Origin of the sequence: Allobosea sp. 117 (assembly GCF_000702305.1) — a bacterium.
Lineage (GTDB): Bacteria > Pseudomonadota > Alphaproteobacteria > Rhizobiales > Xanthobacteraceae > Ancylobacter.
Window position 1 is genome coordinate 121743 of the sequence record NZ_JNLC01000017.1, and the last position, 12866, is coordinate 134608.

General features: G+C 68.2%; 11 protein-coding genes. 9 read left to right on the forward strand and 2 right to left on the reverse strand.

Annotation, left to right across the window (positions count from 1 at the left end; translation table 11 throughout):
* Nucleotides 1–9 precede the first annotated feature (9 nt).
* The 5 genes from U742_RS0119010 (at nt 10) to U742_RS0119030 (ending at nt 4865) form a co-directional block, all read left to right on the forward strand.
* On the forward strand, nt 10–1365 hold the full coding sequence (locus U742_RS0119010; RefSeq protein ID WP_029355920.1) for a pyruvate dehydrogenase complex dihydrolipoamide acetyltransferase: 1356 nt from the start codon (nt 10–12) through the stop codon (nt 1363–1365).
* A gap of 159 nt (nt 1366–1524) precedes the next feature.
* Nucleotides 1525–2946, forward strand: a complete 1422-nt coding sequence (gene lpdA / locus U742_RS0119015; RefSeq protein ID WP_029355922.1) for a dihydrolipoyl dehydrogenase — start codon at nt 1525–1527, stop codon at nt 2944–2946.
* Nucleotides 2947–2979: 33 nt separating this feature from the next.
* Nucleotides 2980–3258 carry a GlsB/YeaQ/YmgE family stress response membrane protein gene (locus U742_RS0119020; RefSeq protein WP_029355924.1) on the forward strand — a complete coding sequence of 93 codons (279 nt, stop codon included), beginning with the start codon at nt 2980–2982 and terminating at the stop codon, nt 3256–3258.
* Nucleotides 3259–3392: 134 nt separating this feature from the next.
* Nucleotides 3393–4379, forward strand: coding sequence for a lipoyl synthase (gene lipA, locus U742_RS0119025; protein ID WP_029355926.1), 987 nt, complete (start codon nt 3393–3395; stop codon nt 4377–4379).
* 9 nt (nt 4380–4388) lie between these two features.
* Nucleotides 4389–4865, forward strand: coding sequence for a type II toxin-antitoxin system RatA family toxin (locus tag U742_RS0119030; protein ID WP_029355927.1), 477 nt, complete (start codon nt 4389–4391; stop codon nt 4863–4865).
* A 69-nt stretch (nt 4866–4934) separates the two neighbouring features.
* Here U742_RS0119030 and U742_RS0119035 read toward each other — a convergent pair whose 3' ends face one another.
* Together U742_RS0119035 and U742_RS0119040 are read right to left on the reverse strand one after the other, a co-directional pair.
* Nucleotides 4935–5441 carry a CinA family protein gene (locus U742_RS0119035; protein WP_029355929.1) on the reverse strand — a complete coding sequence of 169 codons (507 nt, stop codon included), beginning with the start codon at nt 5439–5441 and terminating at the stop codon, nt 4935–4937.
* Nucleotides 5442–5468: 27 nt separating this feature from the next.
* Nucleotides 5469–6635 (reverse strand): bifunctional 2-C-methyl-D-erythritol 4-phosphate cytidylyltransferase/2-C-methyl-D-erythritol 2,4-cyclodiphosphate synthase, encoded by a 1167-nt coding sequence (locus tag U742_RS0119040; RefSeq protein ID WP_029355931.1) that lies wholly within the window; start codon nt 6633–6635, stop codon nt 5469–5471.
* A 184-nt stretch (nt 6636–6819) separates the two neighbouring features.
* Between U742_RS0119040 and dusB the strand changes: the two genes are divergently transcribed.
* The 4 genes from dusB (at nt 6820) to U742_RS0119060 (ending at nt 12847) form a co-directional block, all read left to right on the forward strand.
* The gene (gene dusB, locus U742_RS0119045) at nt 6820–7851 is read left to right on the forward strand and encodes a tRNA dihydrouridine synthase DusB (RefSeq protein WP_051661338.1); all 1032 of its coding nucleotides are present in this window, start codon (nt 6820–6822) and stop codon (nt 7849–7851) included.
* Entirely contained in the window at nt 7851–8978 is a 1128-nt protein-coding gene (locus U742_RS0119050) for a two-component system sensor histidine kinase NtrB (RefSeq protein WP_038362208.1), read from the forward strand. Before dusB ends, U742_RS0119050 begins: the two co-directional genes overlap by 1 nt.
* An 8-nt stretch (nt 8979–8986) precedes the next feature.
* Nucleotides 8987–10432: a nitrogen regulation protein NR(I) gene (gene ntrC, locus U742_RS0119055; RefSeq protein WP_029355937.1), complete on the forward strand. Its 1446-nt coding sequence runs from the start codon at nt 8987–8989 to the stop codon at nt 10430–10432.
* Between the two features lie 135 nt (nt 10433–10567).
* Nucleotides 10568–12847 carry a sensor histidine kinase NtrY-like gene (locus tag U742_RS0119060; protein WP_029355939.1) on the forward strand — a complete coding sequence of 760 codons (2280 nt, stop codon included), beginning with the start codon at nt 10568–10570 and terminating at the stop codon, nt 12845–12847.
* Nucleotides 12848–12866: the final 19 nt, after the last annotated feature.

Below are 12866 nucleotides of genomic sequence, written 5' to 3' on the forward strand. Positions count from 1 at the left end.
AGATCGCCCATGCCCATCGAGATCCTGATGCCGGCCCTGTCTCCGACCATGGAGAAGGGCAATCTCGCCAAATGGCTCAAGAAGGAAGGCGACAAAGTCGCCCCCGGTGACGTCATCGCCGAGATCGAGACCGACAAGGCGACCATGGAGGTCGAGGCGATCGACGAGGGAACCCTCGCAAAGATCGTCGTGCCCGAGGGCTCGCAGGACGTGCCTGTAAACCAGCTCATCGCCGTGCTGGCGGCCGATGGCGAGGACGTGAGGGCCGCGGCCGCCTCGGGCGGTTCCGCACCAAAAGCAGCCGCCGCGCCCGAGCCGGCCAAGGTCGAAGCTCCGAAGGCAGAGCCTGCCAAGGCCGAGGCGCCCGCTGCCCCGGCTCCGGCCGCGCCGGCTCCCGCAGTCGCCCCGGCAAGCAATGGTGACCGCGTCTTCTCCTCGCCGCTCGCCCGACGCCTCGCCAAGGATGCCGGCATCGACCTCTCGAAGGTGAAGGGCTCCGGCCCGCGCGGGCGCGTCGTCGCCGCCGATGTCGAGGCCGCCAGGTCCGGCGGGACGGCGGTCGCCGCCGCTCCCGCGGCCAAGGCTCCGGCCGCACCGCCCGCGCCCGTGCAGGCACCGAGCACGGTTCTGGAGCAGGCCAGGGCCTATTACGAGCCGGGCACCTATGAGGAGGTTCCGCTCGACGGCATGCGCCGCGTCATCGCCCAGCGCATGACCGAGGCGCGCCAGACGGTGCCGACTTTCTATCTCAACGTCGACTGCGACGTGGATGCGCTTCTGAAGCTGCGCGAGGAGCTGAACAAGTCGGCGCCCGAGAAGGACGGCAAGCCGACCTACAAGCTCTCGGTCAACGACTTCGTCATCAAGGCCTATGCGCTGGCCTTCCAGCAGGTGCCGGAAGCCAACCAGGTGTGGGGCGGCGACCGCTATCTGCGCCTCAAGCACTCCGACATCGGCGTCGCGGTGGCGATCGACGGCGGCAAGGGCCTGCTCACGCCGATCATCCGCAAGGCGGAGCTGAAGACGCTGTCGGCGATCTCCAACGAGACCCGCGAGCTGGCGCTGCGCGCCCGCAACAAGAAGCTGGCGCCCAACGAGTATCAGGGCGGCTCCTCGGCGATCTCGAACCTCGGCATGTTCGGGATGAAGAACTTCACCGCCATCATCAACCCGCCGCACGCCACCATTCTCGCGGTCGGCACCTCCGAGCAGCGCGCGGTGGTGAAGGGCGGCCAGCTCGCGGTTGCCACCCAGATGACGGTGACGCTCTCCTGCGACCACCGGGTGATGGACGGCGCCGGCGGCGCGCAGCTCCTCACCGCCTTCAAGACCATCATCGAAAAGCCGATGTCGATGCTGGTGTGACGACCCAATTCGTCATGGCCGGGGAAAGCCGAGGCTGCCGCCTTGGCGTCTTCCCAGGAGACGGCGACCACAGGTCGCCTTGCCCGGCCATCCACATTTCTTGGCGGCGGACCGGGCACGGATGCCCGGATCAAGCCCGGGCATGACGAAAGAACTGCGATGGCTGGCACTTCCTACGACGTCATCATCATCGGCTCCGGTCCGGGCGGCTATGTCGCCGCCATCCGCGGCGCCCAGCTCGGGCTCAAGGTCGCGGTGGTGGAGCGGAGCTTCATCGGCGGCATCTGCCCGAACTGGGGGTGCATCCCGACCAAGGCGCTGCTGCGCTCGGCCGAGATCTACCACTACATGGAGCACGCCAAGGACTACGGCCTGTCCGCCGAGAAGTTCGGCGCCGACATGCCGGCCATCGTGAAGCGCTCGCGCGGCATCGCCGAGCAGATGAGCAACGGCGTCGGCTTCCTGCTCAAGAAGAACAAGGTCGACGTGATCTGGGGCGCCGCCTCAATCCCCGCGCCGGGCAAGGTCACGGTCGCCGCCACCGATGCCGCAGCGCCGAAGGGCACGCTCGGCCCCGGCGACTACGCCGCCAAGCACATCATCATCGCCACCGGCGCCCGCCCGCGGGCGCTGCCCGGCATCGAGCCGGACAAGGACCAGATCTGGACCTATTTCGAGGCGCTGGCGCCCAAGGCACAGCCGAAGTCGCTGCTGGTCATGGGGTCTGGCGCCATCGGCATCGAGTTTGCCTCCTTCTTCCGCACCCTCGGCTCCGAGGTGACGGTGGTCGAGCTCTTACCGCAGATCCTGCCCGTCGAGGACGAGGAGATCGCGGCGGCCGCCCGCAAGCGCTTCGAGAAACAGGGCATCAAGATCCTCACCGGGGCCAAGGTCACCAAGGTGACCAAGGCCGCTGGCGGGGTGACCGCCACCATCGAGACCGCCGACGGCAAGACGCAGAACATCAGCGCCGAGAAGCTGATCTCGGCGGTCGGCGTGGTCGGAAATATCGAGAATCTCGGCCTGGAGAAGCTTGGGGTGAAGACCGATCGCGGCTGCGTCGTCATCGACGGGCTGTGCCGCACCAACGTGCCCGGCATCTACGCCATCGGCGACGTCGCGGGCCCGCCCATGCTGGCGCACAAGGCCGAGCATGAGGGCGTGATCTGCGTCGAGGGCATCGCCGGCAAGCATCCGCATCCGATGGACAAACTGATGATCCCCGGCTGCACTTACTGCATGCCGCAGATCGCCTCGGTCGGCCTCACCGAGAAGAAGGCCAAGGAAGCCGGCTACGAGGTCAAGGTCGGCCGCTTCCCCTTCATCGGCAACGGCAAGGCGGTGGCGCTCGGCGAGGCGGATGGCCTCGCCAAGACGGTGTTCGACGCCAAGACCGGCAAGCTGCTCGGCGCGCATCTGGTCGGCGCGGAGGTCACCGAGCTAATCCAGGGCTTCGTCGTGGCGATGAATCTGGAGACCACCGAGGAAGAGCTGATCAACTCCGTCTTCCCGCACCCGACGATTTCCGAAACAATGCATGAGAGCGTGCTCTCGGCCTATGGGCGCGCGATCCACATCTAAGGGGCGTCGGCACCGCGCCGGCAAGGGGATAGAATGGACACGTTTTCCGCGTTGAACGAGCCCGGCGTCGGCTGGCTCACCATGATCGTCATCGGCCTGCTGGCCGGCTGGATCGCCGAGCGGGTCACTGCGAGCAATCAGGGGCTGCTCGCCAATCTGATCTTCGGCCTGATCGGCGCCTTCGTCGGCGGCAAGCTGGCCGAGTTCGCCGAGATTCCGGTGTTCGGCTTCTTCCGCACGCTGATCGCGGCGACGGTGGGCGCCATCATCGTGCTGTTCATCTGGCGCAAGCTGCGCGACCGTACGTCCTGAGGAAACCGGCGGCGCGGGGCCTTTTCCGCGCCGCCATGCGCTTTCGGCGCAGCGGATGCGTCTTTCGCAGGGTTTCCTCACGGCCGCTTCGCGCTTAACTGAGGGGAACATCCCCAAGGTCTGACGGGTCCCGCATGGTTGTCGTCGTCAATACGCTGAACCGGGCTCTCGATAAGCCGCGCCACCCCGAGAAGGCCAAGCGCGCCGAGACGCCGGTCCTGAAGAAGCCGGACTGGATCCGCGTGCGCGCGCCGGGCACGCCCGGCTGGGCGGAGACCGCCAGCATCGTGCGCGCCAACGGCCTCGTCACCGTGTGCGAGGAGGCGAGCTGCCCGAATATCGGTGAGTGCTGGCAGAAGAAGCACGCCACCTTCATGATCATGGGCGACACCTGCACGCGCGCCTGCTCCTTCTGCAACGTGCGTACGGGTATGCCGGGCCCGCTGGACGCGGACGAGCCGACGAAGGTCGCCGAGGCGGTGCTGAAGCTCGGGCTCGAGCATGTCGTCGTCACCTCGGTCGACCGCGACGACCTCGCCGATGGCGGCGCCGAGCATTTCGCCCGCACCATCCGGGCGATTCGGGCCGCGAGCCCGAAGACCACGATCGAGGTGCTCACCCCCGACTTCCTGCGCAAGGACGGCGCGCTGGAGGTGGTGGTCGAGGCGCATCCCGACGTGTTCAACCACAATCTCGAATGCGTGCCCTCGCTCTATCTCACCGTGCGGCCGGGCGCGCGCTATTTCCATTCGCTGCGGCTGCTGCAGCGGGTGAAGGAGCTCGACGGCTCCATCTTCACCAAGTCCGGCATCATGGTCGGCCTCGGCGAGGTCAGGAACGAGGTGCTGCAGCTCATGGACGACCTGCGCTCGGCGGAGGTCGACTTCATGACCATCGGCCAGTACCTCCAGCCGACCCGCAAGCACCATGAGGTGAAGGCCTTCGTCACGCCCGAGGAGTTCAAGTCCTACGAGACCATCGCCTATACGAAGGGCTTCCTGATGGTCTCGTCGAGCCCGCTGACGCGCTCCTCGCATCATGCCGGCGAGGACTTCGCCCGGCTGCGTGCGGCGCGCGAGGCGAAGTCCGGCCGTGCGCCTGCGGTCATGCTGCCGGCCTGAGACCGGGGCATGCCGTCATTCCGCAATTCGCGGCGGGTTCGCCATTCGGCCAGCGACATGTTCGAGCTGGTGGCCGATGTCGAGCGCTACCCCGAATTCGTCCCGCTCTGCGAGAGGCTGCATGTGCGCCGGCACGTGGCGAGCGGGGAGGGCGTCGATATCCTCGTCGCCGACATGACGGTCGCCTACAAGATGTTCCGCGAGAGCTTCACCAGCCAGGTGACGCTGGACAGGCCGCGGCTGACCATCGTGGTCGAATATCTCGACGGCCCGTTCAGCCATCTGGAGAACCGCTGGACCTTCCGGCCGCGCAACGGCGACGAGTCCGGCAGCGACGTCGAGTTCTACATCAGCTACGAGTTCCGCTCGCGCACCCTCGGCCTGCTGATGGGCGCGATGTTCGATGCCGCCTTCCGCCGTTTCGCGGACGCCTTCGAGAAGCGGGCGGACGAAATCTATGGCCGCCCCAGCCTCGCGGGGGCTTAAGGGCGAGCGCTTGCGTGTGCTGAACAACCGCGCGAGGAAAATCAGATAATCATTTGAATAAAATGATGTTCAATCGCCTGCTAGCTCCGCCAGCATGGCGAGTGCCGCAAGGACGGAGAGCCGTCGTACGCCGGCACGGCTCTGGCCGGCGAAGACCTCCCGGCGCTCGATTAGGCGCCCGCCCTGCCGCGCCGCGGCGAAATGCACGAGCCCGACCGGCTTCGCAGCCGAGCCGCCGCCCGGCCCGGCAATGCCGGTGACCGAGACGCCGAGCGAGGTGCCGGCGACCTTCAGGAGCCCCGTTACCATCTCGCGCGCGGTCTCGGCGCTGACCGCGCCATGGGCCTTGAGCGTCTCCGGCGAGACGCCGAGCACGGCGATCTTGGCGGCGTTGGAATAGGTGACGAAACCACGATCCACCACATCGGAGGAGCCGGCGATCTCGGTCAGGGCGCCAACGACCAGCCCGCCGGTGCAGGATTCGGCGGTGGCGACGGTGAGGCCCCGCGCGCGGCATAGATCGAGCACGCGGATGGCGGCCGCGATGATCTCTTGGGATTCGGTCGGCTCGTCCATCGCATCGGCCTCGCTGCACGGTCGGTTTCAGTCGGTCCAGGGCAGGCGGACGGTGGCTGCAGCGAGCGCGGCGATGCCCTCGCGCCGGCCGGTGAAGCCGAGCCGCTCGCTGGTCGTCGCCTTCACGCTGACGCGGCCGATCGGCAGGCCGGCGATGGCGGCGATCCGCTCGCGCATCGCCTCGCGGTGCGGCCCGATCTTCGGCGCCTCGCAGATCACGGTGGCATCGAGATGCGCGATCCGGCCGCCGGCTTCCCGCACCAATCCTATGGCATGGGCGAGGAAGAGCTCGGAATCCGCGCCCTTCCATTGCGGGTCGGAGGGCGGGAAGTGCTGGCCGATATCGCCGGCGCCGATGGTGCCGAGTAGCGCGTCGGTGAGCGCGTGGAGCACCACATCGGCATCAGAATGGCCGGAAAGGCCGAATTCGTGCGGTATCTTGAGGCCGCCGAGCGTTACGTGGTCGCCGGGACCGAAGGCATGGACGTCGAAGCCGGTGGCGGTGCGCACGTCGGCGAGAGAAGCGAGGGCGGTCCGTTCGGCCGTCACGAAATCCTCCGGCGTGGTCAGCTTCACATTCTCCGCTGCGCCCTGGAAGGCGGCCACGGCATGGCCGGCGGCCTCGGCGACCGCCGCGTCGTCGGTGAGGTCGGCCGCGCCGACATGGGCGCGGTGGGCGGCGAGGATCAGCGCGTAGCGGAAGGATTGCGGCGTCTGCACGGTGCGCAGCCGGGCGCGGTCCGGTCCGGTAGCAAGTCGGCCCTCGGCGTCGAGCGCCTTCACCGTGTCGACGAGGGCGAGCGCCGGCACGGCGGCGCCGTGCTCCTGCGCGGCGGCAATAGCGCGCCCGATCAGCTCGGCCGAGACGAAGGGCCGCGCGGCGTCGTGGATCAGCACGAGGTCGGGGGGATCGCCGGCGAGCGCCTCCAGCCCGGCGCGGACGGAGGCCTGCCGGGTCGCGCCGCCGGCCACCGGCGTGAGGATGCCGGCAAGGTCCCTGGTCGCCAGCGCGCAGAGCTCTTCGTCATCCGGGTGGATGACGAGCTGGATGCGGCGGATCGCGGGATGGGCAGCGAACTGCGTCAAAGTGCGGCGCAGCACGGATTGGCCGCCGATTTCGCGGAACTGCTTGGGCAGGCCTTCGCCCGCCCTCTGGCCACGGCCTGCCGCGACGACAATCACGTCCGTGCGCATGGGAGAATTCTGCCCGTCCCTTGTTCAAACCGGCGCTTGTCCGGCCCAGTCGTTTAGCGCAAATGCGGGGCTGGTATGCAAGTTGTGCCTTTTGCCGATCAGGAGGCTTGATGACAGCCTCGCGGTGGCTATTATGTAGGCACCGCCGCTCCGGCTCATTTAATGTGCATCGAGTGATTATCTCTTGATCCGTGCTGCAACTGCAAACGCGCCCCTGAGCATCGGATCGATCGAGCTGCCGAACCCGGTACTGCTCGCGCCGATGGCCGGGATCACCGACGCACCGTTTCGGCGGATGGCGCATCGCTTCGGTGCGGGTCTGGTGATCTCCGAGATGGTGGCGAGCGAGGCCTTCGCGAGCGGTCATAGCGAAACCGTGCTCAGGGCGGAAGGGGCGGGCGCCGGTATCCACGCCGTGCAGCTCGCCGGCAACCAGCCCGGCCCGATGGCGGAGGCGGCGCGGCTCTGCGAGGCGGCGGGCGCTGCCATCATCGACATCAACATGGGCTGCCCGGCCAAGCGGGTGACGACCGGGCTCGCCGGCTCCGCGCTGCTGCGTGATCTCGACCTCGCGACGCGAATCATCGCGGCGGTGGTCGGCGCCGTCCGCGTGCCGGTGACGCTCAAGACCCGGCTCGGCTGGGACGATTCGGCGCTGGTGGCGCCCGAGCTCGCCCGGCGGGCCGAGGCGATCGGCGTCGGCCTCGTCACCATCCATGGCCGCACGCGCTGCCAGTTCTACACAGGCCGCGCCGACTGGACGGCGATCCGCGTGGTGAAGGACGCCGTGGGCGTCCCGCTCATCGCCAATGGCGATCTCGTGCGGGCCGAGGACGCCACCGCCATGCTGGCGCAATCCGGCGCCGACGGCGTGATGATCGGGCGCGGCGCGCAGGGACGTCCCTGGTTCCCCGGACAGGTGGCAAGCTACCTTCGGAGCGGCGCGGTGCCGCCAGACCCCTCGCTCGACCTGCAGCGCGACGTGCTGCTGGAGCTCTACGAGGGCTGGCTCTCGCATTACGGCCGCGAGCTCGGCATCCGCACCGCGCGCAAGCATATCGGCTGGGCGCTCGAGGCCGCGGCCGAAACCGCCGGGCGCACGCCGGAGGCGGCACGGGATTGGCGCAAGCGGCTGCTGACGCTCGATCAGCCGGAGCAGGTGAGGGCGGGCATTCGCGCTGCCTTCGAAGACATGTCATGGAGGGCCGCGGCGTAATGTCGGCGAAATCGGAACGCGCGGCCCAGGCCCGTGGCATTCTCACCGACGCCATCGTCAATGCGCTGCCGCACCCGGTGGTGACGGTGGCGGCGGACGACCGCATCGTCGACGCCAATGTCGCCGCCGAGGCCTTCTTCGAGGTCAGCGCCGCAGTGTTGTCGCGGCACAGGCTCCACGAATTCGTGCCCTTCGGCAGCCCGCTGCTGTCGCTGATCGAGCAGGTCCGGATGCGCGGGGCGCCGGTGAACGAGTATCGGGTCGACCTCGGCACGCCGCGCAATGGCGGCGAGCGCATCGTCGACATCCATGTCGCGCCGCTGTCGGAATATCCCGAGCACGTGGTGGTGATGCTCCAGGAGCGCACCATCGCCGACAAGATGGATCGTCAGCTCACCCATCGCGGCGCGGCGCGCTCGGTCACCGCGCTCGCCTCGATGCTGGCGCACGAGATCAAGAACCCGCTCTCCGGCATACGCGGCGCGGCGCAGCTTCTCGAAATCTCGGCCAGCGACGATGACCGCTCGCTGACCCGCCTGATCACCGACGAGGCCGACCGCATCGTGAAGCTGGTCGACCGCATGGAGGTGTTCTCCGACGAGCGGCCGGTGGAGCGCGAGGCGGTCAACATCCACGCGGTGCTGGAGCATGTGCGCACGCTCGCCTCGTCCGGCTTCGCGCGGCACATCCGCTTCGTCGAGGAATACGACCCCTCGCTGCCGCCGGTGCTGGCGAATCGCGACCAGCTCATCCAGGTGTTCCTCAACCTCGTGAAGAACGCCGCCGAGGCTATCGGCGACAGCCCGGACGGCGAGATCCAACTCACCACCGCGTTCCGGCCAGGCGTGCGCCTCACCGTGCCCGGCAGTGCCACGCGGGTGAGCCTGCCGCTCGAATTCTGCGTGAAGGACAACGGGCCGGGCGTGCCCGAGGACCTGATGCCACACCTGTTCGACCCGTTCGTGACCACCAAGCCGACCGGCACCGGCCTCGGCCTCGCGCTGGTCGCCAAGATCGTTGGCGACCATGGCGGCATCATCGAATGCGACAGCCAACCCCGCCGGACCACCTTCCGGGTCCTTATGCCCATGTATCGCGGTGCCCGTGACGGCACCGAGCAGAATTGAGACACGCCATGCCGACGGGAAGCATTCTGGTCGCCGATGACGACGCCGCGATCCGCACCGTTCTCAACCAGGCGCTCTCGCGCGCCGGCTACGAGGTGCGCTCCTGCGGCAATGCCGCCACGCTCTGGCGCTGGGTCAGCCAGGGCGACGGCGACCTCGTGATCACCGACGTGGTGATGCCGGACGAGAACGCCTTCGACCTTCTGCCGCGCATCAAGAAGGTGCGCCCGGACCTGCCGGTCATCGTGATGAGCGCGCAGAACACCTTCATGACGGCGATCCGCGCCTCGGAGAAGGGTGCTTATGAGTATCTGCCCAAGCCCTTCGACCTGAAGGAGCTGATAGCCATCGTCGGGCGCGCGCTGTCCGAGCCGAAGCGGCCGGACTCGGCGCTGAAGAACGCCGGCGACGACGCCGACGCCATCCCGCTGGTCGGCCGCTCGCCGGCCATGCAGGACATCTACCGCGTGCTGGCGCGGCTGATGCAGACCGACCTCACGGTGATGATCGCCGGCGAGTCCGGCACCGGCAAGGAACTGGTCGCCCGCGCGCTGCACGACTACGGCAAGCGGCGCAACGGGCCCTTCGTCGCCATCAACATGGCGGCGATCCCGCGCGACCTGATCGAATCCGAGCTGTTCGGCCACGAGAAGGGCGCCTTCACCGGCGCCAATTCCCGAAGCGCCGGCCGCTTCGAGCAGGCCGAGGGCGGCACGCTGTTCCTCGACGAGATCGGTGACATGCCGATGGAGGCGCAGACCCGGCTGCTGCGCGTGCTGCAGCAGGGCGAGTACACCACGGTCGGCGGGCGTACCCCGATCAAGACCGACGTGCGCATCGTCGCGGCCACCAATAAGGACCTGCGCATCCTGATCCAGCAGGGCCTTTTCCGCGAGGACCTGTTCTTCCGCCTCAACGTCGTGCCGCTTCGCCTGCCTCCCTTGCGCGAGCGCACCGAGGATGTGCCGGACCTGGTGCGTCACTTCTTCCAGCAGGCTGAGCGCGAGGGGCTGCCGCGCAAGCAGATCGACGCCGCCGCGCTCGACCGGCTGAAGCGCTATCGCTGGCCGGGCAACGTCCGTGAACTGGAGAACCTCATCCGCCGGCTCGCCGCGCTCTACCCGCAGGAGATCATCACCGCCTCGATCATCGAGGCCGAGCTGGCGACACCGATCACCACCGCCTCTCCGGAAGAGCCGGCGGGCGACGAGACGCTGGCCAATTCGGTGGAGCGCCACCTCAACACTTATTTCGGCGGTTTCGGCGAAACGCTGCCGCCGCCCGGTCTCTATCACCGCATCCTGAAGGACGTGGAATATCCGCTCCTGTCGGCGGCGCTGGCGGCGACGCGGGGCAACCAGATCAAGGCGGCGGAGCTGCTGGGGCTGAACCGGAACACGCTGCGCAAGAAGATCCGGGACCTCGACATCCAGATCATCCGTACCAGTCGCTGATGAAGGCCACGCGTTCGTGACGGTGGATGCGGGCGAATAAATCGCGCGCGCCACAGTTCCTGTCACATTTTTGCACCAGTGTCGTACCATTGCATCACCGGCGCCGATTCCTCCGGCGCCCCGTGATGGTGGTGCATGACCGAAGCCTCTTCCCCGGAGATCGATACCCGCGAGCCGCCCGATTTCGGCGGACCGGGCTTTCGTTTCTCGATCTGGGGTCTGGCGCCGCTCGCCGTACTTGTGGCGCTCGTCACGGCGCTGATCAGCTTCATCATCCTGATCGGCATCACGCCGCTGGTGCCCTCGCAGGAAGTCGTCGTCACCGTGCTGTGCCTGAACGGCGTGATGTCGCTGGTGCTCATCGGCATTATCGGCCGCGAGATCTGGCGCATCGTGAAGGCCCGGCGGCGGGGCAGGGCGGCAGCGCGGCTGCATGTGCGGGTGGTGGCGCTGTTCGGCATCGTCGCGGTGGTGCCGGCGATCCTCGTGGCTCTGCTCGCCAGCATCACGCTCGACCGCGGCCTCGACCGCTGGTTCTCAGTGCGCACCCGCGCCATCGTCGACAACGCCGTGTCGGTGGCGCAGACCTATGTGCGCGAGCACGCCTATTCGATCCGCGGCGACATATTGAGCATGGCGCGCGACCTGCAGCGCATCCGCCCCCTATGGGACCAGGACCGTAGCCGCTTCCGCCAGGCGATGACGGCGCAGGCCGCCGTGCGCGGCCTGCCGGCGGCGATGGTGATCCAGCGCGACCTCACCGTCGTCGACCGGGCGACGATCCGGGTCGGACGCGAATTCGTCGTGCCGCCGAACCTCGCCATCAAGGACGCGACCGAGGAGCAGCCGCTGATCTATCTGCCCAATGAGGCGGATTTCGTCGGCGCGGTGATCCCGCTCAAGGATTTCGGCGATCTCTATCTCTATGTCGCGCGGCCGATCGACCCGCGGGTGATCAAATATCTCAACGAGACCCGCGCGGCGGTCGCCGACTACAACAGCCTGGAGCAGCGGCGCATCGGCGTGCAGGTGGCCTTCGCACTGCTCTATGCGGTGATCTCGCTCACCGTGCTGCTGAGCGCGGTCTGGCTCGGCATCCATTTCGCCAACCGGCTGGTCTCGCCGATCCGGCGGCTGATCGGCGCGGCGGACCTCGTCGCCGCCGGCAACCTCTTTGTCGAGGTGCCGGTGCGCCGCTCGGAGGGCGATCTGTCCAGCCTCGCCGAGACCTTCAACAAGATGACGCACGAGCTGCGCACGCAGCGCGACGACCTGGTGAAGGCGCGCGACCAGATCGACAGCCGCCGCCGCTTCACCGAGGCGGTGCTCTCCGGCGTCGGGGCGGGCGTGATCGGCGTCGATTCGCAGGGACGCATCACCATCATCAACCGGCCGGCGGAGAAGCTGCTCGTGGTGAACGAGGGCGAGGTGCTCGGCGAGCCGCTCGCCGGGATCGTGCCGGAGATCGCGCCGCTCATCGCCGAGGCGATGCAGCCCGGCCAGCGCAACACCACGCAGGCCAACGCCACGGTGAGCCGCGGCGGGCGCGAGCGGGTGCTGGCGGTGCGCTTCACCACCGAGCAGTCGCGCGAGGGCGACCATGGCTGGGTGGTGACGCTGGACGACATTACCGAGCTGGTCTCGGCGCAGCGCACCTCGGCCTGGGCGGACGTGGCGCGGCGCATCGCCCACGAGATCAAGAACCCGCTGACCCCGATCCAGCTCTCCGCCGAGCGGCTGCGCCGGCGCTACGGCAAGGTGATCGGCGAGGACCGCGAGGTGTTCGACCAGTGCACCGACACCATCATCCGGCAGGTCGGCGACATCGGCCGGATGGTCGACGAGTTCTCGTCCTTCGCGCGCATGCCGAAGCCGGTGGTCGAGATGCAGGACCTTGCCGAAACCGTGCGGCAGGTCGTGTTCCTGATGCGCGTCGGCAATCCCGAGATCACCATCGACTGCGAGCTGCCGGACAAGGCGGTGCCCGCGCGCTTCGACCGGCGGCTCATCTCGCAGGCGCTGACCAACATCGTGAAGAACGCGACCGAGGCGCTCGGTGCCGTGCCGCCCGAACAGATGAACGGCCCGGCGCACATCACGGTGCGGCTGCGGCTCGACGATGCCGAGCGGACCGGCATGGCGACAATCGACGTGCTCGACAACGGCATCGGCCTGCCGACCGAAAACCGCGCGCGGCTGCTCGAACCCTATGTGACGACCCGCGAGAAGGGCACCGGCCTCGGCCTCGCGATCGTCGGCAAGATCATGGAAGAGCACGGCGGCGGCATCGAGCTCGACGACAATCCCGAGGGACGCGGCGCGTGGATACGCCTGCGGCTTTCGCTCGACGGCGGACCTTCCGCGGCAATAACGGCAACCGGCGAGCGGGCGGCTGCGGCCGGCCGGGCCGGCTAAACCGGACAAGGAGAAAACA

What these genes read in the sequence shown, in the direction of transcription:
- U742_RS0119010 (WP_029355920.1), top strand. Translation starts at nt 10, where the DNA reads ATGCCCATCGAGATCCTGATGCCGGCCCTGTCTCCGACCATGGAGAAG.
- lpdA (WP_029355922.1), top strand. Translation starts at nt 1,525, where the DNA reads ATGGCTGGCACTTCCTACGACGTCATCATCATCGGCTCCGGTCCGGGC.
- U742_RS0119020 (WP_029355924.1), top strand. Translation starts at nt 2,980, where the DNA reads ATGGACACGTTTTCCGCGTTGAACGAGCCCGGCGTCGGCTGGCTCACC.
- lipA (WP_029355926.1), top strand. Translation starts at nt 3,393, where the DNA reads ATGGTTGTCGTCGTCAATACGCTGAACCGGGCTCTCGATAAGCCGCGC.
- U742_RS0119030 (WP_029355927.1), top strand. Translation starts at nt 4,389, where the DNA reads ATGCCGTCATTCCGCAATTCGCGGCGGGTTCGCCATTCGGCCAGCGAC.
- U742_RS0119035 (WP_029355929.1), bottom strand. Translation starts at nt 5,441, where the DNA reads ATGGACGAGCCGACCGAATCCCAAGAGATCATCGCGGCCGCCATCCGC.
- U742_RS0119040 (WP_029355931.1), bottom strand. Translation starts at nt 6,635, where the DNA reads ATGCGCACGGACGTGATTGTCGTCGCGGCAGGCCGTGGCCAGAGGGCG.
- U742_RS0119050 (WP_038362208.1), top strand. Translation starts at nt 7,851, where the DNA reads ATGTCGGCGAAATCGGAACGCGCGGCCCAGGCCCGTGGCATTCTCACC.
- ntrC (WP_029355937.1), top strand. Translation starts at nt 8,987, where the DNA reads ATGCCGACGGGAAGCATTCTGGTCGCCGATGACGACGCCGCGATCCGC.
- U742_RS0119060 (WP_029355939.1), top strand. Translation starts at nt 10,568, where the DNA reads ATGACCGAAGCCTCTTCCCCGGAGATCGATACCCGCGAGCCGCCCGAT.